Source organism: Bradyrhizobium sp. (assembly GCF_004799405.1).
GTDB lineage: Bacteria > Pseudomonadota > Alphaproteobacteria > Rhizobiales > Xanthobacteraceae > Bradyrhizobium.
In genome coordinates, this window is the sequence record NZ_SSMW01000117.1 from 14,442 (window position 1) to 35,911 (window position 21,470).

Below are 21,470 nucleotides of genomic sequence, written 5' to 3' on the forward strand. Positions count from 1 at the left end.
CGGGATCCCCGGAATTTGATTCCGCTGCCTGAAGGACCGGATCAAATGCCCAGTACAGGCCGCCCCGATCAAAAGCCTCGTTTGTATTTGCTTGGCGCGGGCGTCTCGTTTCCCGAACATCTCACGCTGCGGACGCTCGACATTCTCGCAGCATGCAACCGCATCTGTAGCAATCTGCCGCAATCGGATCTTGATCTGCTACCCAGCAATCTCCGCAGCAAATGCCGGAGCCTGTGGTCCATCTACCAGGAGAACCGCAACCGCACCGAGAACTACATGGACGTTTCGCAAGCCGTCCTTCAGGCCGCGGACACCGAACCGCCGGTCGCCTGGCTGACGCCCGGACATCCCCTGATTTTCGACAGCGTCTCGCAGAACCTCCTGAAGTCCGGACGGGCACGCGGTTGGAATGTTGAGGTCGAACCCGCGATCTCCTGCGTCGATACCATATTGGCGGAGGTCGGCTACGATCCGGCCAACGGCCTGTTGATCTACGAGGCTTATGCGCTGGTGATGCAGCGGCTTCCGATCATCCCCTCGTCGGCAACGCTATTGCTGCAACCTTCGGCCTTCGGCTCGGACCTGACGCATTACCAGTCGCAATGGGCTCCCGACCTGTCGCCGCTTCGCGACTATCTCCTGCGTTACTTCAATTCCGCTCACCCTTGCGCCTTCGTCCGGTCGCATTCACTGCGGGGCGCGGCGCCGCAGATTTGCTGGAAACCGCTCGGTGAACTCGCATCGGCATCCGCGCAGGATACCGCTGGATCAACCCTGTTTGTACCGTCGGCGCAATCGGCCGGCTCCGCCGGGCAGCAGCAGGGCGCACCATGAGAACCGGGGGGCACGATAGCCGCCACACCGGTCATGAGGGCGTCACTTCGCTGGTGATCCTGCAGCCAACCCCGTTTTGCAACATCAACTGCTCCTATTGCTATCTTCCGCAGCGAAGCGATCGGACGACGCTGACTATCGACCAACTCCAGCGCGTCTTTGAAAAGCTCGTCACCTTTCCGACGATCTCGAAGCGCACAACCGTGGTCTGGCACGCCGGCGAACCGCTTGTCCTTGGCGCACAATATTACGATGCCGCGTTCGCGCGGATACGCGAATGTTGCCCGCCCGACCTGCAGATCGACCATGCCTTTCAAACCAACGGAATGCTTGTCGACGACGAGTGGTGCGATCTTTTCCGGCGATGGAAGGTCGGCGTCGGCGTCAGCATCGATGGACCGAAACATATCAACGACGCCTATCGCAAAACGCGATCGGGCAAGGGTACATTCGACAAGACGGTTGCGGGTATCCAACGCCTGAAGCAAAACAACATCCCGTTTTACGTCATATCGGTGCTGACGCGAGCGGCACTTGAAGACCCCGACGGGTTGTTTGCCCTTTACCACGAACTCGGTATCCGCGACGTCGGATTCAATATCGAGGAACAGGAAGGAATTCATACCGCGACGACGGTCGATTCCGATCTTCCGCCTCGCAGTGTCCAGGACTTCCTGAGGCGCTTTAACGAGCTGATGCGCGAGCACGATTTTCACATCGTCGTGCGCGAGATCGAGGAGACGATGGCGTCCATCCGTCACTTCGACAAGCGGGGCCCGGTCAACAACCTGGTCATTCCATTCGGGATCATCACCATCGACGTGCGCGGCGATGTCTACACGTTTTCACCGGAGATCGCCGGTTATTCGTCCAAAGACTTCGAAACATTCGCGATCGGAAATATCTTCGCCGACTCCTTTGCAGAAATCGAGACCTCGAAAGTTCTCAAGGCGATGACCGCTCAGATAGCAAGCGGCGTCGAGCTCTGCCGCACCAGCTGTAAATATTTTTCGGTGTGCGGCGGGGGCGCGCCTTCCAACAAGGTGTTCGAGAACGGCACTTTTGCCTCGACATCGACAACCCATTGCGAACTGACCAAGAAACGTGTCACCGATTATTTGCTTGAGACGATCGAGGCGATGGCCTGATCGCTTCGAATGAAATGAGATCAAACCGCGTGCGGCACCGCGTCGAAGCGGTTGACGACGATGTCGCGCTTGGTTTCATCGACCCGCACCGTCATCGCAAAGCGGCCGTTGTGAAATTCCTTGTTGAGAATTTCCGAATTGCGGTGCAGCCAGCTGATGCCGGCGCCGTCGGCCGCGTCGATCGACAGGTCCAGCGTCATGCGGGTTGCCGCCAGCCGGTCCTCGATCGCGGAAAGCAGCGCGCCGATCCCCTCGCCGGTTTCGGCGGACACCAGGAAACACGACCGCTCCGGCGGACGCCGCGCCGCGATATTTTGCAGGTTCTCGCGCTCTTCGGGTGGGAAGCGATCGATCTTGTTCCAGACTTCGAGAACGCGCTGGCCGGCATCCGGATCGATGCCAAGCTGGCGCAGCACGGCATCGACGTCGCGCTGCTGCGCATTCGTGTCTTCATGCGAGATATCGCGGACGTGGAGAATGATGTCGGCCTGCAGCACTTCCTCCAGTGTCGCGCGAAATGCCGCGACCAGTTGGGTCGGAAGGTTTGAGATAAATCCGACGGTGTCCGACAGCATCGCCTTGCCGCCGTGCGGCAATGTCAGCGCTCGCAAAGTCGGATCGAGTGTCGCAAACAGCATGTCGGCGGCCTGCACGTCGGCACGGGTCAGACGGTTGAACAGCGTCGACTTGCCGGCGTTGGTGTAGCCAACCAGCGCCACGACGCGATACGGCACCCGCTGCCGGCCGGCGCGATGCAGCCGCCGGGTCGCCTGAACCTTCTTGATCTCGTTCTCGAGGCGGGAAATGCGCTCGCCGATCAGGCGGCGATCCGCTTCGATTTGCGTTTCGCCGGGACCGCCCATGAACCCGAAGCCGCCGCGCTGGCGCTCAAGATGGGTCCATGATCGCACCAGGCGGCTACGTTGATAGTTCAGATGCGCAAGCTCGACCTGCAGCGAGCCTTCCCGGGTCTTGGCGCGGCGGCCGAAGATTTCCAGGATCAACCCGGTGCGATCCAGAACCTTTGTGTTCCAGGCTTTCTCCAGATTGCGCTGCTGGATCGGAGAAAGCGCGCAATCCATCACTACCAATTCGATCTCGTGACCGGTGATGAGGCCGACGATTTCCTCGACCTTGCCCTTGCCGAGAAACGTCGCGGGCCTGATCTGGCCGATCGGCGCGATCAGCGCTTCCGCAATCGTAAGATCGATGGCGCGCGCCAGGCCAACGGCTTCCTCGAGCCGCGCCTGCGAACCGCGCATGGCATGATCATCCGCCTGCGCGTCGGGAGCGCCGCGGCGCATGCGCAAGTACGGGCCGATGACGATCACCCGCCCGGTGGCTGTGCCTCCCGCCGACCGCGGACGGTCGGCGCCCCCTTCAAGATTTCGGGGTTCCAATCAGATCACTTTCAAGCCGGAGCATCCTCACCGCCTTCGAACAACTGGATCGGAGCGCCGGGCATAATGGTCGAGATCGCGTGCTTGTAGACAAGCTGCGAATGACCGTCGCGCCGCAGCAGCAGGCAGAAATTGTCGAACCAGGTGACAATCCCCTGCAGTTTCACCCCATTGACCAGAAAGATCGTCAGTGGCGTCTTGGTTTTGCGAACGTGATTAAGGAAGGTATCTTGTAGATTTTGTGCGCGGTCTGCCGCCATTGTTTTTATCCCGCAGTCTTGTTTGCTTCTTTTTATTGACCCAGCGCGGCTCTCTTGAAGGAGCGTCACCCCGGTTGCCGGCTTCCCTGAGATCCCCCTCCGGGGGCGCGGCGGCATGATTAGAGGGCAGGCTTGGTTTTTAGGCAAGCCAGTTCCGGCATCAGCCGCGCCAAACACCGAGGCAATTCCTCGAAAAGATCAGGAAAAGCGACGAAATTCTCAAGCAATTGCATGGAATGAATGCGTCGGCCGACATTCAGCCGACGCCGAGGGCCTTGAGCTTGCGATGCAGCGCCGAGCGCTCCATGCCGACGAATTCCGCTGTGCGAGAGATGTTGCCGGAAAAACGGCTGATCTGGGCGATCAGGTAGTCGCGTTCGAACACCTCCCTCGCCTCGCGCAGCGGCAGCCCCATGATATGTTCGCCGTTGTTGCTGGTCGGCATCGCCGGCACCATCGAGCCGACATCCTGCGGCAGCATATCGGCGGTGATAATGACTTCCGGGCCGCCGCCGGCCAGGATCATGACGCGCTCGACATTGTTGCGAAGCTGCCGGACATTTCCGGGCCAGACGTGCGACTGCAGGACCGCCATTGCATCCTGGCCGATCTGGCGTTTCGGCAACCCGGTCGCAACCGATATCTGGTCCATGAAATATTCGATCAGTTCGGGGATATCCTCACGGCGCTCCGACAGCGGCGGCACGCGGATCGGCACCACCGACAACCGATGATACAGATCCTCGCGGAATCGCCCCTCCGCGATCTCCTCTTCCAGATTGCGCGCCGTCGAGGAAATGATGCGGACGTCGACATTGACCTTGGTGGTGCCGCCCGACCGCTGGAACGTCTGATCGACCAGCACCCGCAGGATCTTGTTCTGGGTTTCACGCGGCATATCGCCGATTTCATCGATGAACAGGGTGCCACCATGCGCTTCCTCCAGCGCACCCGCCTTGCGTTGCTGCTCGCCGTTGGACTGTTCGACGCCGAACAGTTCGATTTCCATGCGCTCCGGGGTGATCGCCGCGGCATTGATGACCACGAACGGACCATCGGCGCGGCTTGACGCGCTGTGCAGCGTCCGCGCCGCCAGTTCCTTGCCCGCACCGGAGGGACCGACGATCAGGATGCGGCTATTGGCCTTGGCGGCCCGCTCAATGGTCTGGCGCAACTGGTTCATGCAGGCGGAGCGGCCGGTCAAAATGCTGGCCGCGGGCGCCAGTTGCTTGAGTTCCTTCACTTCGCGCTTCAGCCGTGACGTCTCCAGCGCGCGCGTCGCCACCAGAATGAGCCGGTCGGACTTGAAGGGTTTTTCGATAAAGTCGTAGGCGCCGCGCTTGATCGCGGCGACCGCCGTTTCGATATTGCCGTGGCCGGAGATCATCACGACCGGTACATCGGCGTGGTCCCGCTTCACCTGCTCAAGCAGTTGCAACCCATCAAGCTTGCTGCCCTGCAGCCAGATGTCGAGAAACACCAGATGCGGGCGGCGATTGGCGATTTCGGCCAACGCCGAATCGCTGTCACGCGCGGTTCGCGTCGTGAAGCCCTCGTCATCGAGAATGCCCGCAACCAGGTCGCGAATGTCGGCTTCGTCATCGACAATCAGAATGTCATTTGCCATGGGGTTACGCCTGTCTTGTCAACTGCCTGTTGCGGCTTCGATTTTTGCGTCATCATTGGTCGCGTCTGCGGGCTCGACGGTTTCGGGCTCCGCTGCTTTTGTTTCCGCTACCGGCTCCTTCGCCTCGACCTTCGGTGCGTGGCCCGATATCGCGAACCGCAACCGCATCCAGGCGCCTCGCGCGCCCGGCCGGATATCGGCTGCGTCGTTCAGTTCGATCCGGCCGCCATGGTCTTCAAGAACGCGGCCGACGATCGCAAGGCCAAGCCCGGTGCCCTTTTCGCGCGTCGTTACATAGGGTTCAAGCAGACGCGCCCGGCTCACCTTCGGCAGGCCGACACCGTTGTCGATAATGTCGATCACGATGTCGTCGTTCTCGCGTGCGGCGACGACGTCGATACGGCCTTTGCCCAACTCCTCCGCCGGAACGGCTTCGATGGCTTCGGTCGCGTTCTTGATGATGTTGGTCAGCGCCTGCGAGATCAGTCGGCGGTCGAATTGCGCCCGCAGCGGTTCTTCCTTGATTTCGGCTTCGATATCAATTTCGGGATGTCCGACCCGCATCAGGAACACAGCCTGCCGCACGGTATCGGCGACGTCCTCGCCCTCCATCACGGGCTTCGGCATCCGCGCAAAACGTGAGAATTCATCGACCATCCGCCTGATGTCGTCGACCTGGCGAACGATGGTGTCGGTGCATTGCTCGAAGATAGCCTTGTCTTCGGTGATCGCCTTGCCGAACTTGCGGCGAATGCGTTCGGCCGAAAGCTGGATCGGCGTCAACGGATTCTTGATTTCATGGGCGATGCGGCGGGCCACGTCACCCCACGCCGAAGTCCGCTGCGCGGAAACAAGCTCGGTAATGTCGTCAAGCGTGATGATGTAGCTGTCGCGCGACTGACTGGTCTGCTCGGCGCTGACGCGAACCGAAAGATTACGTTCGTGGCCGTCGCGGCTGATGGTGATCTGGCCCTGAACCAGCCGTTGGGTACCTTCCCGCGCGGCCTTCATCATGTCATCGAGTTCGGGCAGTACGTCGGAGAGCGGGTGATCCAGCGTTTCCGATTCCGCGTGACCGATGAGCTTTTCGGCGGAGCGGTTGAGAATGCCGACGCTGCCGGACGCATCGACGCCGATGATGCCGGCGCTCGCCGACGACAGAACTGCCTCGATGAACCGGCGGCGGCTGTCGATCAGTTCGCTTGCATTGACAAGATCGTCGCGCTGGGTGCGCAACTCCTGCGTCATCTTGTTGAAGGTTTCGCCGAGTTGCGCGAGATCGCCTTCCGACCCATGGACCGGCACCTGGACATGCAGGTCGCCGGTCGAGACGATATTGGCCGCGCTCATCAGCCGTCGTATCGGTACCACCAGCCAATTGGCGAAGTTAAGTCCGATCAGGACGGAGGCCATCAGGATGGTCAGCGCGATCACTGCGAACATCAGCGCAAAATTCACCTGAATGCTGAACCGGCGCGATTCCAGTTGGCCATATTCGGCGACGCTGGCCTGGGTTTGCGCGAGCTGCGCAACCACATGAGGATCGAGCAGCCGCGCCACATAGAGGAAGGTGTCGTTGAATGCACGCAGCCGGATCACCGCTGCGACGTAATTTTCAGGAAATATCGAGATCCGGGGCTCGGTCTCGTTAACGCTGCTCAGGAATTCCGGCTCCGGGAGCACGAATCTCAGTTGAACGCTGGTGGGCGCCGTCTCCAGGATATTGCGATCCTTGTCGATGAGCATCGCGGCCGGCAGGTTGCGCGCCGCAGCACTTGCCGACAGCAGTTCGCGAAACGTGCCGCGATCCTGGTCGAACAAGGGACGGGCATGAGCGAGATCGTTGGCCATTCCCAGAATGTCGCCATTGATAAGCTGCGCGTGCTCGTTGGTATAGGCCTGAGCGATGCTCAGCGAGTTCTGAATCACCTCGCGCATCGGGCCCGAAAACAGCCGGTCGAGGCCGCGGTCGATGGTTACGTTGGCGACGATCGCCACCAGCACCGCGGGCAACACAGCGATGACGGAAAACAGGCTGACGATCTGGATGTGCAGCCTCGCCGCCGCCCTGCCCCGGCGCCGGGCCTGCATGACCTGCCAGACTTCGCTGACGATGATGCCGACCAGCAGCAGGATGGTCGCAGCATTGATCAAAATGAATGAAACGACGACCGTGCCGGTCGGTTCGATCGGGGTCAGGCCTGTAAGCACCACAAAGGTGAGGAAGGCCGACAGCAAGGCGAGGCCGACCGCAAACGGCGCCAGCAGCCTCCGCAGGGACCCCCCCTTGGATTCGGCGAACGACGGATCGAACGTTGGGGCCGAGGTGTCTGCGCTGGTCATTCCGGCAAAGGTGAGCTGATGGCCTTAGGTCCGCCGGCAGCGGACTGATGCATTCATATCACATTGTTGCCGAATTACGACAATTCCACGGCGTGTCTGCCGCCTAAATGCGCACTCTCCCGCGGCTTTTTGGCCCTTGGGCAGCGAATCCCTAGTTGCCGCTGCGATAAACCTGAATATCGAGGTCCCGGATTTTCTTTCGCAGGGTATTGCGGTTGAGACCGAGCAGGTCGGCGGCGCGGATCTGGTTGCCCCGGGTTGCCGCCAATGCCGCCGTCAGCAACGGCACTTCGATCTCCTTGAGGATCCGGTGATAGAGGCCTGGCGGCGGCACGCCGTTGGGGAAGCCTGAAAAATGCGACGACAGGTAGGCTTCGACCGCCCCGCCGAGATTGTCGACGCCGTGGTGGACGCTGCCGCCCGAGGTTACCGCCGGAGGCGCCAGTTCGCCGTCGATCACCGAGCCGGTGATTACGTCCTGCGGGTAAAGGGCCGCCAGCCGGCGCGCGAGATTTTCAAGCTCGCGCACATTGCCGGGCCAGCGGTGCTGTTTCATGCGTTCCAGCGCCAGCGCATCGAGCTTCTTCGGCGGCAATCCATCCTTCTCGGCCAGCGCGAAAAAATGCCGAATCAAATCCGGCAGATCCTCGATCCGCTCGCGCAGCGGCGGCAGACGCAACGGCACGACGTTGAGGCGGAAGAACAGGTCTTCGCGGAACAGGCCCTGCTGAATCAGGATGCGCAGATCCTTGTTGCTGGCAGCGACGATACGCACGTCGGTCTTGATCGGGGTGCGGCCGCCGACGGTGGTGTATTCACCCTGCTGCAGCACGCGCAGCAGGCGGGTCTGCGCTTCCATCGGCATGTCGCCGATTTCGTCGAGAAACAGCGTCCCTCCCTCGGCCTGCTCGAACCGGCCTGAGGCACGGGTGTTGGCGCCGGTGAATGCGCCGCGTTCATGGCCGAACAGTTCCGACTCGATCAGATCGCGCGGGATTGCCGCCATGTTGACGGCGACGAAGGGACCGTTGCGCCGCTTGCCGTAGTCATGCAGCGCGCGTGCGACAAGTTCCTTGCCGGTGCCGGACTCGCCCGAGATCATCACCGTCAGGTCGGTTTGCATCAGCCGCGCCAGCACCCGGTAGATTTCCTGCATCGCAGGCGAGCGGCCGACCAGCGGAATCGAGTCGAATTCAGCTTCGTCCGCGTGATTGACCGCCCGCTCCTTCGGTTCGGCCAGCGCGCGGCCGACAATGGCGATCAACTCCTTCAGGTCGAACGGTTTTGGCAGGTACTCATAGGCGCCGCGTTCGGAGGCACGGATCGCCGTCATGAAGGTGTTCTGCGCGCTCATCACGATGACGGGAAGATTCGGCCGCATTTTCTTGATGCGCGGCAATAGGTCGAACGCATTCTCGTCGGGCATCACCACGTCGGTGATGACGAGGTCCCCCTCGCCCTGGCTGACCCAACGCCACAAGGTCGCCGCGTTTCCGGTCAGGCGCACCTCGTATCCGGCGCGCGAGAGAGCCTGATTCAGAACAGTGCGGATCGCCGTGTCATCGTCGGCGACAAGTATACTACCTGCGGGCATTGTTGTTCCTCATCTTGTGTTCTGTGAGGCATGCGACGGCGTACCCGAAACGTCGTCGCGATTGCTTTGATCGAAATGCTTGGCGGCGTTGAACATCGGCAGCAGCACGCGGAAAATGGTTTTCCGCGGCTGGGATTCGCATTCGATGATGCCGCCATGGTCGCCGACGATCTTGGCCACCAGCGCAAGACCAAGTCCGCTGCCGGTCGGTTTGGTCGTGACGAAGGGATCGAACAGGTTCGGAAGCAGGTCTTCCGGCACACCCGGACCGTTGTCCTTGACGCAGAACTCGAGCGGCAAGGATACCCGCGATTTCTTCCCCGGCACCGACAGCCGGACGCCCGGACGGAATGCGGTGGTAAGCTGGATTTCGCCGTCGCTGCCAAGGTCGGCGACGGCTTCGGCGGCGTTCTTCACCAGATTGAGGAACACCTGGATCAACTGGTCCTGATTGGCAAGCACCGGCGGCAACGACGGATCGTACTCTTCGACGAAGCGGATATTGCGGGCAAAGCCCGATTGCGCCAGCCGCTTGACGTGATCGAGCACCGAATGAATGTTGACCGGACCGCGCGCCACCGGCCGGTCATCGCCGAACACTTCCATGCGGTCGACCAGCGTGACGATGCGGTCCGCCTCGTCGCAGATCAGCCGTGTCAGCATGCGGTCTTCCGACGAGGCTGCCTGCTCGAGCAGTTGCGCCGCGCCGCGGATGCCGGAAAGCGGGTTCTTGATTTCGTGCGCCAGCATCGCGGCCAGCGCGATCACGGAGCGCGCCGCGCTCCGGTGCGTCAATTGCCGGTCCATCTTGTCGGCGATGGTGCGTTCCTGCAGCATCACCACGATATGGCCGGGCCGTTCAGTGAGCGGCGCGACATGAAGATCCACCTGGCGATCGCCGCCGATCCGCGGCGTTCCCAGATCGACCTTGTATTCATTGACCGGCGAGCCGGTCGAACGCACTTGGTCGATCAACGCCAGCAACGGGCTGCCGAAAGGTACCAGTTCCTTCAATGACTGGCGCTGCAGGAATTGCGTCGAAATCTCGAAAAACGACTCCGCGGCCATGTTCGCATCGACGATCCGGCCGTCGGGTGCGACCAGCAGCACCGGATTGGGAAGTGCGTTGAGGATGGCCTCGCCGTCGGAAGGCACGGCGCGGAGATGTCCTGCGACTGAAGTCATGCGGCAGCGCTCCATGCAAAGTCGTCGAACGCATCTTCCAGCGACCGATGCACGCCGTGCGGATCCTCCGACGTCAGAACCTTTTGCCGCCAGGTCTTGAGCGTCAGCACCGGCGCGCAGCTATATTGTGCCGCGACCTCGAGCGCCCAGCCGAGATGCTTGCGCGCATGGCGAAGGCCGATACGCAATCCGTAGTGACCGCAGACTTCATCATAGAGCGTGCGGATATAGCCGAGTTGTTCTGCCAGCGACGGCGCGGCTTCGACGATGCCGGTTTCGATGCGGCGCCCGATCTGGCCGGGCAGCCATGGCTGGCCCTGCGCGCCGCGTCCCACCATGACCGCGTCGGCGCCCGACATCCGCAGCGCGGCCACGGCTTTCTCGAATGACGTGATATCGCCGTTGACCACCAGTGGAATATCAATCGCATCCTTGACGGCACGCACCGCGCCCCAGTCGGCATCGCCCTTGTAGAACTGGCAACGCGTGCGGCCATGCACCGAAATCAATTGCACGCCGGCGGCTTCCGCGCGGCGCGCCAGTTCCGGCGCGTTGCGGGAGTGATCGTCCCAACCGAGCCGCATCTTCAGCGTCACCGGCACTTTCACGGCCGCGACCGTCGCCTCGATCAATTTCAAGGCGTGATCGAGATCGCGCATCAATGCCGAACCGGATTGACCGCCCGTCACGTGGCGCGCCGGACAGCCCATGTTGATATCGATAATTTCGGCGCCGGATGCCTCGGCAATCCGCGCACCTTCCGCCATCCATCGCACTTCACAGCCCGCGAGCTGCACGACATGCGGGCCTATTCCGGTCGCTTCGCAGCGCAGCCGTGACATCGGGCGGCCGTTGACGAGATCATCGCTGGCGGTCATCTCGGAAACCACCAGCCCGGCGCCGAGGGCTGCCGACAGACGCCGAAAGGGGGCATCGGTGACACCCGACATCGGCGCGAGAAAGACCCGGTTGGCGACCCCAATATCGCCTATTTTCAAAGGCTTAGGTCGAGAGGATTCCGAGCCTGTCACGGACTTCTCATGTTTCTGGCAGACGCCTCATCGCGGCTGCCGGGTCCTATTCTGAGCACAAATCTTGTGCAGTCAAGCTGCATGCCTACAGTTTAGACAGTTCTGGCAATCTTGCAAGTGCAGTGCAACAAATTATCCTTTTCCCACAGCTATTGGGAATCGTTCTGTTTTTAACCTGTCGTCATGATATGGGCAGTGCGCGAGCAAACCAGCGCTTCCCCCTGAATCATCAGCAATTTTAGCCTCATGCCCAAACCAGAACGGACTGCAGCCATCCTTGTCGCAGCCGGACGCGGGCTTAGGGCCGGCTCGGGCGGGCCGAAGCAATATCGTTCGATCGGGGGGCAGACCGTGATCTTCCGGGCGATGGAGCCGTTTTGCCGTCATCCACAGATCTTTGCGGTGCAGCCGGTCCTCAATCCCGACGACACCAACATGTTCAACGATGCCGTCAGCAGTTTGCGCCACGCGCCGCCCGCAACTGGCGGGGCGACCCGCCAGGATTCCGTGCGCGCCGGACTCGAAGCGCTCGCCAGCCAAAAGCCTGACATCGTCCTGATTCATGACGCGGCGCGGCCATTCGTCACGGCGGCGCTGATCTCGCGCGCGATCGAGGCCGCAGCCCGTACCGGCGCCGCCGTGCCTGCGATTGCCGTCACCGATACCATCAAGCTGATCGGAGAGACTGGCAACGTCGAGGCCACGCCCGAGCGCGCGCGGCTGCGAATAGCGCAGACACCGCAGGCCTTCCGGTTCGACGTCATTCTCGACGCCCATCGCCGCGCCGCGCGCGAGCGCCGCAGCGACTTCACCGACGACGCGGCGCTGGCGGAATGGGCGGGATTGACGGTAGCGACCTTTGAAGGCGATCCTGCCAACATGAAGTTGACGACCCCGGAAGATTTCGTTCGCGAAGAGGCCCGTCTCGGCGCGGCGCTGGGCGATGTCAGGACCGGAAGCGGCTACGACGTCCATGCCTTTGGCGACGGCGATCATGTGATGATCTGCGGCGTTCGCGTGCCGCACACCAGAGGTTTTCTCGCGCATTCCGACGGCGACGTCGGCCTCCATGCGCTGGTCGATGCCATCCTCGGCGCGCTGGCGGATGGCGATATCGGTTCGCATTTTCCGCCCAGCGATCCCAAGTGGAAGGGAGCGGCATCGGATCTGTTCCTGAAATACGCCGTCGATCGCGTCACCGCGCGCGGCGGACGCATCGCACATCTCGACGTGACCTTGATTTGCGAACGTCCGAAGATCGGCCCGCACCGCGACGCCATGCGGGCGCGGATCGCCGAAATTACTGGCCTTGCGCTGTCGCGCGTGGCGGTCAAGGCAACCACCAGCGAGCGGCTCGGATTTACGGGCCGCGAGGAAGGCATCGCGGCGACCGCGACCGCCACCATCCGCCTGCCCTGGGGTGACAAAGGCTGCGGCGACAAAGGCTGGAGCGACTGACATGAGCGGCAGCGACGCCCGCGCCCTCTCCCGCTCGCTGCTCGATCTGTGCCGGATGCGCAAGCTAACCATCGCGACCGCGGAATCCTGTACCGGGGGCCTGGCTGCCGGCGCGCTGACCGATATTCCCGGCTCCTCCGATGTGATCGACCGCGGCTTCGTGACCTATTCCGATGACGCCAAGCGCGCGATGCTTGGCGTCAAGGCTTCCACGCTCCAGACCTTCGGCGCGGTCAGCAAGGAAACCGCCACCGCGATGGCGATCGGCGCGCTGGAGAAAGCCGGTGTCGATCTGGCGGTCTCCATTACCGGCATCGCCGGACCCGGAGGTGCTACGCCCGGCAAGCCGGTCGGCCTCGTGCATTTTGCCGTCGCGGCCCGCGACGGCCGGATTTTGCACCGCGAATGCCGCTTCGGCGCGATCGGCCGCAGCGCCGTGCGCCAGCGTTCCGTCGTTGAGGCGCTGCGCATGCTCATGGAACTGGCGCGCGGCCCGCAGGCGCCCGCCAAGCCGCGCCGCGAGGCCGCCAGCCGGTTGCGTCCGCGCGTGGCGCGAACCCCCCGCCGCAGCCCGGTCAAGCGAAGGCGGCCGCCAAGGTCGTGAGGCAATACCAGTCGTCACCTCAGGGATGATGCTCTATTTGAGGCACCATCTTTTCCATAAACCGCATCGGCGCGCTTTTCGAACGCGGCGGCAAATCGCTGAAACGCGGCGTCGAACATCGTTCCCATCAGCATCGCCAGCATCCGACTCTTGAACTCGTAGGCGAGAAAAAGCCCGACGTCGCAGGCGCCGTCCGATTTCGGCTCGAACGACCAGCGGTTCTCCAGGTTGCTGAACGGTCCCTGCAGGTACTCGACCAAAATCTTCAGGTTGGGACGGTCCAGCGTCACCCGGCTGGTGAAGGCTTCGCGCACCAGCTTGAATGCCACCGTCATGTCGGCGATCACGATTTCGGTGCCGTCGGGCTTGGGCGTGCGCTGGCGTATCTTCAGCGAACTGCACAGCGGTACGAACTCGGGATAGCGCTCGACATCGGCGACCAGGTCGAACATCTGCTGCGCGGTGTGAAGAACCCGGCGCTTGCTGGAGAATTTCGGCATCTGAGGCTCTAGCGCGACAACGCGGCGCGCGCCGCCCGCAGCCTGGCAAAATCATCGCCGGCGTGATGCGACGAGCGCGTCAGCGGGCTCGCCGACACCATCAGGAAGCCCTTGGTGTAGGCGACCTTTTCGTAGCCCGAAAATTCGTCCGGCGGCACATAGCGCATCACAGCGTGATGCTTGCGGGTCGGCTGCAGGTACTGGCCGATGGTCAGGAAATCCACATCCGCCGAGCGCAGGTCGTCCATCACCTGCAGCACTTCGTGTCGCTCTTCGCCGAGGCCGACCATGATGCCGGACTTGGTGAAAATGGCGGGATCGATTTCCTTGACCCGCTGCAGCAACCGGACCGAATGGAAGTAGCGCGCGCCCGGGCGGACGTTGAGATAATGCGACGGCACCGTTTCCAGGTTGTGGTTGAAGACATCGGGCCTGGCCGCCACCACCAGTTCCAGCGCGCCGTCTTTGCGCAGGAAATCCGGCGTCAGGATCTCGATGGTCGTTGCCGGGCAGCGCGCGCGGATGGCGCGAATGGTTTGCGCGAAATGTTCCGCTCCGCCGTCGGCGAGATCGTCGCGATCGACCGAGGTAATCACGATATGGCTGAGCCCGAGCTTGAAGGTGGCTTCGGCGACGTGCTCCGGCTCGCTGGCATCGAGCGCTCCGGGCATCCCGGTCTTGACGTTGCAGAAGGCGCAGGCGCGGGTGCAGGTATCGCCCATGATCATGAAGGTGGCGTGCTTGTTGTCCCAGCACTCGCCGATGTTCGGGCAGCCCGCCTCCTCGCATACCGTGACCAGGCCGTTTTCCTTGACGATCTTGCGGGTGTCGGCATAGCCGCGCGAATTCGGCGCGCGCACCCTGATCCAGTCCGGCTTCGGCGGCGACAGCGCGTCCGGCCGGTTCACCTTTTCGGGGTGACGCGGGCGCAGCGGCGTGGCTGAAACGGTATCGACGACGACGACCATGGAGAATCCGTGTCTGAGAGGCTCTAGCTAATCCGGTGGACCGAAAACCGCAACCGCTCGCCTTGCTTCGCACCACGCTTTAGCATGCCGGCTGGAATGGCTCAAAACCGCACACCGGACGCGCCAAGGCTCGGCAAGCCGCTGAAACGCGCCTTGTTTGGCCGCAGCGTTCATGCAGTAGCCCCCGACCTGATCGGCGCGACGCTGCTGGTAAACGGCGTCGGCGGCATCATCGTCGAACTCGAGGCCTATCATCACACCGATCCGGCCGCGCATTCGTTCAATGGGCCGACGCCACGGAACATGGTGATGTTTGGACCGCCCGGCTTCAGCTACGTCTATCGCTCCTATGGCATCCACTGGTGCGTCAACTTCGTCTGCGAAAAGGAAGGCTCCGCCAGCGCAGTGCTGATCCGCGCCTTGCAGCCGACCCATGGAATTGCCGCGATGCGCCGGCGGCGCGGACTGCACGACGAGCGCTCACTGTGCTCGGGTCCGGGCAAACTGTGCGAAGCGCTCGGGATCACCATCAAACAGAGCGCACTGCCGCTCGACGTGCCGCCGTTCGCGCTGCATGCGCGGACCGGCAAGATTGAGGTCATCACAGGCGTTCGGATCGGGATTACCAAGGCCGTGGATTTTCCCTGGCGATATGGGCTGAAGGGATCGAAATTCCTGAGCAAGCCGTTTCCGGATTAGCGCGGATTGCGTCATCGCTTGGCGCATTGTCGTCCTGCCTCTCAACGTCGTTCCTGCGAGCGCAGGAACCCATACGCCGCGGCCTCTCGGTTCAATCATCGGCCGCTCTGGAATACTGGATCGCCCGCTTTCGCGGGCGATGACGAGAAGATACATTTCTCCATTCCCGCGGCGCGATGCGTCCGGGTTATGCCTATTGGTTTCGCCCAAAGAGGGCGTGGGGAATGCCGGGCGCCCAATGCACCCGCAGCCCGGCAGGGCAGAAAAACAAGCCTTGCCGGTAACAGTCACCACAGGTCCACCGGATCATCCCGGCATTCCCGCACGCGAATGGTTTTAACGAGTTCCTTCGGGCTCTCCCCGGTGATCGGGCTTTCTTGTCACCGTCGCCAGCGAAGTTGCCTCCACTGACTTGACGCCGGCGTCGAGGCGTCAGGACCACACGACTTCATCGTCCGCATCAGCGCCGTTCGTCAAAAGCGCCATCCGCGTCCATCGCATCCCGCCCCGCGTCCGTGACGATCGCGAGCGCCCCTTTGGGGGACGAGACGAGATAGATATGAACTGATTTGGTTGTTCTGCAAATCAGAATCTTTTTGCAAGGGCGCTTGACAGTTAGAACAACGCGCCCTTGCTGATTTGCCCGTCGGGTTACCAGGCAGAGCGTTCGATGCCCTGAACCTAGTCCCGCATGAAACGGGCTAGCTGCTGTTTTGTGCCCGGACGACGTGACCGCCCGGTCCGACCCTGACGCCTTGTTTCAAGTGCCCGTAGAAACGTTCCGAGAGTCCGGCAATTCCGAGATCTTCGACGGTCCGGAATCCCTTGCTGCGCAGCAACTCGGTGAGTTCAACCGGATCGAACAGGCTGAGCCATGGCTCGCCCCGCGCCGCCGCGCTTTCCGCAATGGCCATGATGACGGCGCGGCGATCGGCCGGGTAGTTTTCGAACGGCTCGGCGTAGTCGAACACGACTTCCGATTCCGGCACGCCGGCGATGAAATCCAGCGTCGAGGCGACCGCCTCGCGCGTCAGATACATCGCAACACCGAGCCACTGGAAGAATGCAGGGCGATCGGGCAGGAAACCGGCCGCCATCAATCCCTCGGCGAGACTCTGCCGCTCGAAATCGACCGGAGCGAAAGTCAGCGACGATGGGATCGCAAGCCCGGCCTGCGCCAGGCTCTCCCGCTTCCACGCCTGCGTGGCCGGGTAATCGACCTCGAACACGCGAACACCGCGGCCGGCATACGGGTTGCGCAGCGAGAACGTATCTAGGCCCGCACCCAGCACCACAATCTGGCGCACCCCGCGTGCGACGCAGGCCGCAAGCGTATCCTCGGAAAACCGGCTGCGCGCGGCGATGAACAGACGCATCGGCCGCAGCGACGGATCGGCGGCTATGGCATCGCGCGTCGCCCGGGCTTCGTCGTCGAGAATTTCCTGGGCGAATGGATCGCTGAAGATCGTGCCACCGTCCTCGGTTTGATGAATGGCGCGATAGGCGGCCGCGCCGCGCGCGGTTCGACTGGGCTGGCCCGTTTGCATGGATTTCCCTCAGACCGGGCGATGGCAGACGGCTTCGACCCGGTTGCCATCGGGGTCGCGCAAGAATGCCGCATAATAAGAGGCGTGGTAGCTGCGCAAGCCGGGCGGGCCCTCGTCCGTGCCGCCGTTGGCGACACGGGCGGCCCAGAACTCATCGACCTCGGTGCGCCATTTCGCCTTGAAGCACCAGTGGCGGCCGAAGGCTTCCTCGGGCTTTGCACCCTTGCGGATCGCGATGTAGGTGCGCTCCGGATGATCCGGTCGCGCCCGTTCGCCGTAGCCGAGCCAGTCGTCGCGGCGTCCGACCTTGACGACGCCGAGCGCCTTCATGAGCGCATCGTAGAAAGGCTCGGCGGCGGCGATGTCCGAAACGGTGATGGTGACATGGTCCAGCATCGGTCATCCCCTACGCTGCGTTCTTCAGCCGCTCCAGCGCCTCGAGGATCTTGGCTTTCCGCGCCACGGCGGCCTCGCGCTTTTCCTTTTCCTCCTCGACGATTTCTTCCGGCGCATTGGCGACGAATTTCTCGTTGCCGAGCTTGGCGTCGACGCGCTTGATATCGGCGTCGGCCTTGGCAATTTCCTTGTCGAGCCGGGCCTTCTCGGCGGAAAGGTCGATCACACCTTTCAGCGGCAATGCCGCGACCTCGCCGCGCACCAGCAGCTGCACCGCGCCTTCCGGCGCGGATGCGGCAAATGAGATGTCTCCGAGCCGCGCCATACGCCTGATCACGTCGTTCCAGCGTTGCGCGCGCTCCCTGGTTTCAGCGGAGGCACCTGCCAGCACCAGCGGCGTCAGCGTTGCCGGCGGGATGTTCATTTCCGCACGCACCGAGCGGATCGCGGTGACGAGATCGACCACCCAGCCGATTTCCGCTTCGGCGGCGGAATCGCTGAAATCGGCAGTATCCAGCGCAGAAAGAACCGGCGGCAGCAGCGCATCGTTGGGCGATGCGGTTGCCATCAGCGCCAGTTGCTCCGGCGTCAATGGATCGGCTTTGCGTGACCACGGCGCCAGCGCCAGGAGGCCATCGCGCTTTGACGTCACCGCCCAGAGTTCTTCGGTAATGAAGGGCATGAACGGATGCAGCAATTTAAGAATCTCGTCACGAGCCCACGCCACCATGGCGCGGGTCTCGGTCTTGGGCGCGCCGTCCTCGCCCATCAGCACGGGTTTTGCGAGTTCGAGATACCAGTCGCAATAGACGTTCCAGACGAAGCGATAGATTGCGTTCGCGGCGTCGTTGAAGCGATAGGCTTCGATCGCCTCGGTGACCTCGCGGGTGGCGCGCGACGTCTCATGCGCGATCCAGCGGTTCAGCGTCTCTTTCGCCCTCGCCGGATCGAACTCCGGCGGCATCGCGCAACCGTTCATCTCGGCAAAGCGGCAGGCGTTCCACAGCTTGGTCGCGAAATTGCGATTGGTTTCGACGAGTTGGGACGAGAGCTTGATATCGTGACTGTGCGCGGCCCCGCGCGCCAGCGCAAAACGCAGCGCGTCGGCGCCGTAGTCGTCGATGACGCCGAGGGGATCGATGACGTTGCCTTTCGACTTCGACATCTTGGCGCCCTTCTCGTCGCGAACCAGGCGGTGAATGTAGACGATAGAAAATGGCGCCTCCTTCATGAAATGAAGACCCATCATCATCATCCGCGCCACCCAGAAGAAGATGATATCCCATCCGGTGACGAGCACGTCAGTCGGATAGTAACGCTTCACATCGGTGTCGTCGTCGGGCCAGCCCAGCGTCGAGAACGGCCACAGCGCCGAGGAGAACCAGGTGTCGAGCACGTCTTCGTCGCGCTTGATAAAGTCGGCGCGTTTTGCCGGATCGAGCGCCATCTCGCGCCCCTGTTCCTGCGTGATGACTTCCTGCTCGGCGTAATAGCCAAGCGCGTTGCCGACGGCTTCCTCTTCGGTTTCGGCGACGAACACCTTGCCGTCGGGCCCGTACCACGCCGGAATCTGATGACCCCACCAGAGCTGGCGCGAGATGCACCAGGGCTGGATGTTCTCCATCCACTCGAAGTAGGTTTTCTCCCAGTTCTTCGGCACAAACGCTGTCGCGCCGCTACGCACCGCCGAGATCGCCGGCTGCGCCAGGGTTTTGGCGTCGACGTACCACTGGTCGGTCAGATAGGGTTCGATGACCGCGCCGGAACGATCGCCATGCGGCACCGCATGCGTGTTGGGCTCGATCCTTTCCACGAAGCCGAAATCTTCCAGCCGCGCCACGATCCGCTTGCGCGCGGCGAACCGTTCGACGCGGTCGAATTCTTCCACGAGCTGCGCCGAGCCTTCCGGCAATCCGCGCAAATAATCCTCGTTGCCGGCAAGCGCCAGACATCCCTCCTGATCGAGCACGCTGATCTGCGGCAGATTGTGCCGCCGGCCGATCTCGAAATCGTTGAAGTCATGCGCCGGCGTCACCTTCACCGCGCCCGAGCCCTTCTCGGGATCGGAATATTCGTCAGCGACGATCGGGATTTTGCGTCCCACCAGCGGCAGGATCACGTGCTTGCCGACCAATGCTGCATAACGCTCGTCGTCCGGATGCACCGCGACCGCGGTATCGCCCAGCATCGTCTCCGGCCGCGTGGTCGCAACCACGATGAAGGTCGAGGAATCTTCGGGATTGAAGGTCTTGCCTTCGAGCGGATAGCGCAGATACCACAGGCTGCCCTTGACCTCGACCTGCTGCACTTCGAGATCGGAGATCGCCGTCAGCAGCTTCGGATCCCAGTTCACCAGCCGCTTGTCCTTGTAGATCAAGCCGTCGCGGTGCAGTGCGACGAACACCTTGATGAGCGCGCGCGACAGGCCTTCGTCCATGGTGAAGCGTTCGCGCGACCAGTCGCAGGACGCGCCGAGCCGCTTCAACTGATTGACGATGACGCCGCCGCTCTCGGCCTTCCATTGCCAGACCCGCTCGAGGAATTTGGCGCGGCCGATCTGGCGGCGGTGCTCTTGCCGCTCCGTCAATTGCCGCTCCACCACCATCTGGGTCGCGATCCCGGCGTGATCGGTGCCCGGCTGCCACAGCACGTCGCGGCCGCGCATCCGCTCGAACCGGCACAGGATGTCCTGCAGGGTGTTATTGAGCGCGTGCCCCATGTGCAACGAGCCCGTCACGTTCGGTGGCGGGATCACGATGGTGAAGGGCTTGGCATCGCGGCGTTCGGGGCGTCCGGCCCTGAACGCGCCGGCATCCTCCCAGAGGCGGGACATCCGGGTTTCGATATCGGCGGGCTGGTAGTTTTTCTCGATCATTTCAATCAACCGGGGATGTGAGGGGCTAGAAAGCCGCACACGCGCGCCAAGTCAACATGACACTCCCTCCCTTCACGCGCCCTTGCGCGTGGTGGGGAGGAGTTGGGGGTGGGGGGTGGGGGTGGCGCGGCATTCATCGAAGGCGTGGGTCCTTGCCGATAGACCCCCCGCCCCCAACCCCTCCCCGCCGCTGCGCGGAGGGAGGGGAGAAGAGTGGCCTAGCGTCCGCGCGAAACCCGCTCGATTTCGGCCTTGACGATGCGTTCCACCAGACCGGGCAGATTATCGTCGAGCCAGGATTTGAGCATCGGCCGCAGCATTTCCTTGACCAGGTCTTCCAGCGTCCGCGCGTTGTTGCTGAGCACGGTATTGGCCAGCGTATTGAACGCCGATTCGACCGCCGACACGGTCGAGCGCGACAGGATCTGCTGCGGCGGGGGCGGCGCGCTTTCAAAGAACGGCGGCGGTTCGGGCTGGCGATGAGGCGGCTTGGTGGCGGCCGTTTCGGTGAATTCGAGATCGTCCTCGGGCTCGATCCGGTGGAACGCAGGCTGCTCCCGCTGCGGTGGCAGCGGATCCGGCAACGCCATCTCGTCGGTGAGTTCGAACACCTCGCCGTCCGGAAGCGGCGGCCGTATCTCGGCTCCGGAAGTTGCTTCATCGAGCCCGGCCAGCATCGCGTCGATGTCGTCCTGGCTGTTGGCCGCGGCCGGCGCAGCGGGGGTCGGCGCGAGTTCGACAGGCGGCGGCGCCGCTTTGGCCGCAGCCGCTTTCGCCGCGGGAATGGCCGACGGCGGAATGTCTTTCATCACGGGCGCCCTGGCGGGCGGCGCGGCTTCGGATTTCTCAGGCCTTGCCTGAGCGGCCAGGCTCGCGGGCTTGGTTTCCGAAGGCGTGGCTTCTGAAGGCTTGGCCTCATCGTCAGCGATGATGCGCCGGATCGACGCCAGAATCTCCTCCATCGAGGGTTCCTGGACCTTTGCGGGCTGCGTCATCTCCGA

18 protein-coding genes are annotated in these 21,470 nt (G+C 62.7%); 5 read left to right on the top strand and 13 right to left on the bottom strand.

Going from position 1 to position 21,470, the window contains the following annotated elements:
* The first annotated feature begins 45 nt into the window (after positions 1 to 45).
* Together E7813_RS17860 and grrM are read left to right on the top strand one after the other, a co-directional pair.
* Complete coding sequence (locus E7813_RS17860) at positions 46 to 834, top strand: SAM-dependent methyltransferase (RefSeq protein WP_291576058.1); 789 nt, start codon at positions 46 to 48, stop codon at positions 832 to 834.
* Positions 831 to 1,982 carry a cyclophane-forming radical SAM/SPASM peptide maturase GrrM/OscB gene (gene grrM, locus E7813_RS17865; protein ID WP_291576060.1) on the top strand — a complete coding sequence of 384 codons (1,152 nt, stop codon included), beginning with the start codon at positions 831 to 833 and terminating at the stop codon, positions 1,980 to 1,982. Before E7813_RS17860 ends, grrM begins: the two co-directional genes overlap by 4 nt.
* Before the next feature lie 20 nt (positions 1,983 to 2,002).
* Here the strand turns inward: grrM and hflX are convergent, their stop codons facing one another.
* The 7 genes from hflX to dusB all read right to left on the bottom strand — a co-directional run bounded on the left by hflX (position 2,003) and on the right by dusB (position 11,389).
* Positions 2,003 to 3,382 carry a GTPase HflX gene (gene hflX, locus E7813_RS17870; RefSeq protein ID WP_291576062.1) on the bottom strand — a complete coding sequence of 460 codons (1,380 nt, stop codon included), beginning with the start codon at positions 3,380 to 3,382 and terminating at the stop codon, positions 2,003 to 2,005.
* 11 nt (positions 3,383 to 3,393) lie between these two features.
* Positions 3,394 to 3,642 (bottom strand): RNA chaperone Hfq, encoded by a 249-nt coding sequence (gene hfq / locus E7813_RS17875; RefSeq protein WP_006020546.1) that lies wholly within the window; start codon positions 3,640 to 3,642, stop codon positions 3,394 to 3,396.
* Positions 3,643 to 3,898: 256 nt separating this feature from the next.
* The gene (locus tag E7813_RS17880; RefSeq protein ID WP_291576063.1) at positions 3,899 to 5,269 is read right to left on the bottom strand and encodes a sigma-54 dependent transcriptional regulator; all 1,371 of its coding nucleotides are present in this window, start codon (positions 5,267 to 5,269) and stop codon (positions 3,899 to 3,901) included.
* A gap of 18 nt (positions 5,270 to 5,287) precedes the next feature.
* Positions 5,288 to 7,612 carry a PAS domain-containing sensor histidine kinase gene (locus tag E7813_RS17885; RefSeq protein ID WP_291576065.1) on the bottom strand — a complete coding sequence of 775 codons (2,325 nt, stop codon included), beginning with the start codon at positions 7,610 to 7,612 and terminating at the stop codon, positions 5,288 to 5,290.
* Positions 7,613 to 7,763: 151 nt separating this feature from the next.
* The gene (gene ntrC / locus E7813_RS17890) at positions 7,764 to 9,206 is read right to left on the bottom strand and encodes a nitrogen regulation protein NR(I) (protein WP_291576067.1); all 1,443 of its coding nucleotides are present in this window, start codon (positions 9,204 to 9,206) and stop codon (positions 7,764 to 7,766) included.
* A 9-nt stretch (positions 9,207 to 9,215) separates the two neighbouring features.
* The gene (locus E7813_RS17895) at positions 9,216 to 10,391 is read right to left on the bottom strand and encodes a nitrogen regulation protein NR(II) (RefSeq protein WP_291576069.1); all 1,176 of its coding nucleotides are present in this window, start codon (positions 10,389 to 10,391) and stop codon (positions 9,216 to 9,218) included.
* Entirely contained in the window at positions 10,388 to 11,389 is a 1,002-nt protein-coding gene (dusB, locus tag E7813_RS17900) for a tRNA dihydrouridine synthase DusB (protein ID WP_291576072.1), read from the bottom strand. The genes E7813_RS17895 and dusB overlap by 4 nt, the downstream gene beginning before the upstream one ends.
* 279 nt (positions 11,390 to 11,668) lie before the next feature.
* Here dusB and E7813_RS17905 point away from each other — a divergent pair, with 279 nt between their 5' ends.
* Together E7813_RS17905 and E7813_RS17910 are read left to right on the top strand one after the other, a co-directional pair.
* Positions 11,669 to 12,880 carry a bifunctional 2-C-methyl-D-erythritol 4-phosphate cytidylyltransferase/2-C-methyl-D-erythritol 2,4-cyclodiphosphate synthase gene (locus E7813_RS17905; RefSeq protein ID WP_291576074.1) on the top strand — a complete coding sequence of 404 codons (1,212 nt, stop codon included), beginning with the start codon at positions 11,669 to 11,671 and terminating at the stop codon, positions 12,878 to 12,880.
* A gap of 1 nt (position 12,881) precedes the next feature.
* Positions 12,882 to 13,484, top strand: a complete 603-nt coding sequence (locus E7813_RS17910) for a CinA family protein (RefSeq protein WP_291576076.1) — start codon at positions 12,882 to 12,884, stop codon at positions 13,482 to 13,484.
* 14 nt (positions 13,485 to 13,498) lie between these two features.
* Here the strand turns inward: E7813_RS17910 and E7813_RS17915 are convergent, their stop codons facing one another.
* Positions 13,499 to 13,984 carry an SRPBCC family protein gene (locus E7813_RS17915; RefSeq protein WP_291576078.1) on the bottom strand — a complete coding sequence of 162 codons (486 nt, stop codon included), beginning with the start codon at positions 13,982 to 13,984 and terminating at the stop codon, positions 13,499 to 13,501.
* A gap of 8 nt (positions 13,985 to 13,992) precedes the next feature.
* A complete protein-coding gene (gene lipA / locus E7813_RS17920; RefSeq protein ID WP_291576079.1) occupies positions 13,993 to 14,952 on the bottom strand; it encodes a lipoyl synthase in 960 nt (319 codons plus the stop codon).
* Between the two features lie 96 nt (positions 14,953 to 15,048).
* Here lipA and E7813_RS17925 point away from each other — a divergent pair, with 96 nt between their 5' ends.
* Positions 15,049 to 15,651 (top strand): DNA-3-methyladenine glycosylase, encoded by a 603-nt coding sequence (locus E7813_RS17925; protein ID WP_291576081.1) that lies wholly within the window; start codon positions 15,049 to 15,051, stop codon positions 15,649 to 15,651.
* Between the two features lie 701 nt (positions 15,652 to 16,352).
* Here E7813_RS17925 and E7813_RS17930 read toward each other — a convergent pair.
* The 4 genes from E7813_RS17930 to E7813_RS17945 all read right to left on the bottom strand — a co-directional run bounded on the left by E7813_RS17930 (position 16,353) and on the right by E7813_RS17945 (position 21,464).
* The gene (locus E7813_RS17930; RefSeq protein WP_291576083.1) at positions 16,353 to 17,198 is read right to left on the bottom strand and encodes an SAM-dependent methyltransferase; all 846 of its coding nucleotides are present in this window, start codon (positions 17,196 to 17,198) and stop codon (positions 16,353 to 16,355) included.
* A 9-nt stretch (positions 17,199 to 17,207) separates the two neighbouring features.
* Positions 17,208 to 17,594, bottom strand: coding sequence for a VOC family protein (locus E7813_RS17935; RefSeq protein WP_291576084.1), 387 nt, complete (start codon positions 17,592 to 17,594; stop codon positions 17,208 to 17,210).
* A 10-nt stretch (positions 17,595 to 17,604) separates the two neighbouring features.
* A complete protein-coding gene (locus E7813_RS17940) occupies positions 17,605 to 20,469 on the bottom strand; it encodes a valine--tRNA ligase (RefSeq protein ID WP_291576085.1) in 2,865 nt (954 codons plus the stop codon).
* Positions 20,470 to 20,687: 218 nt separating this feature from the next.
* Complete coding sequence (locus E7813_RS17945) at positions 20,688 to 21,464, bottom strand: DUF2497 domain-containing protein (protein ID WP_291576087.1); 777 nt, start codon at positions 21,462 to 21,464, stop codon at positions 20,688 to 20,690.
* Between the last annotated feature and the right edge of the window lie 6 nt (positions 21,465 to 21,470).

Coding starts and splice junctions, on each gene's coding strand:
- hfq (WP_006020546.1), bottom strand. CDS start 3,642: ATGGCGGCAGACCGCGCACAAAATCTACAAGATACCTTCCTTAATCAC.
- E7813_RS17885 (WP_291576065.1), bottom strand. CDS start 7,612: ATGACCAGCGCAGACACCTCGGCCCCAACGTTCGATCCGTCGTTCGCC.
- E7813_RS17915 (WP_291576078.1), bottom strand. CDS start 13,984: ATGCCGAAATTCTCCAGCAAGCGCCGGGTTCTTCACACCGCGCAGCAG.
- E7813_RS17940 (WP_291576085.1), bottom strand. CDS start 20,469: ATGATCGAGAAAAACTACCAGCCCGCCGATATCGAAACCCGGATGTCC.
- ntrC (WP_291576067.1), bottom strand. CDS start 9,206: ATGCCCGCAGGTAGTATACTTGTCGCCGACGATGACACGGCGATCCGC.
- E7813_RS17935 (WP_291576084.1), bottom strand. CDS start 17,594: ATGCTGGACCATGTCACCATCACCGTTTCGGACATCGCCGCCGCCGAG.
- E7813_RS17880 (WP_291576063.1), bottom strand. CDS start 5,269: ATGGCAAATGACATTCTGATTGTCGATGACGAAGCCGACATTCGCGAC.
- E7813_RS17860 (WP_291576058.1), top strand. CDS start 46: ATGCCCAGTACAGGCCGCCCCGATCAAAAGCCTCGTTTGTATTTGCTT.
- E7813_RS17930 (WP_291576083.1), bottom strand. CDS start 17,198: ATGCAAACGGGCCAGCCCAGTCGAACCGCGCGCGGCGCGGCCGCCTAT.
- E7813_RS17925 (WP_291576081.1), top strand. CDS start 15,049: ATGGCTCAAAACCGCACACCGGACGCGCCAAGGCTCGGCAAGCCGCTG.
- E7813_RS17910 (WP_291576076.1), top strand. CDS start 12,882: ATGAGCGGCAGCGACGCCCGCGCCCTCTCCCGCTCGCTGCTCGATCTG.
- E7813_RS17945 (WP_291576087.1), bottom strand. CDS start 21,464: ATGACGCAGCCCGCAAAGGTCCAGGAACCCTCGATGGAGGAGATTCTG.
- E7813_RS17905 (WP_291576074.1), top strand. CDS start 11,669: ATGCCCAAACCAGAACGGACTGCAGCCATCCTTGTCGCAGCCGGACGC.
- lipA (WP_291576079.1), bottom strand. CDS start 14,952: ATGGTCGTCGTCGTCGATACCGTTTCAGCCACGCCGCTGCGCCCGCGT.
- grrM (WP_291576060.1), top strand. CDS start 831: ATGAGAACCGGGGGGCACGATAGCCGCCACACCGGTCATGAGGGCGTC.
- E7813_RS17895 (WP_291576069.1), bottom strand. CDS start 10,391: ATGACTTCAGTCGCAGGACATCTCCGCGCCGTGCCTTCCGACGGCGAG.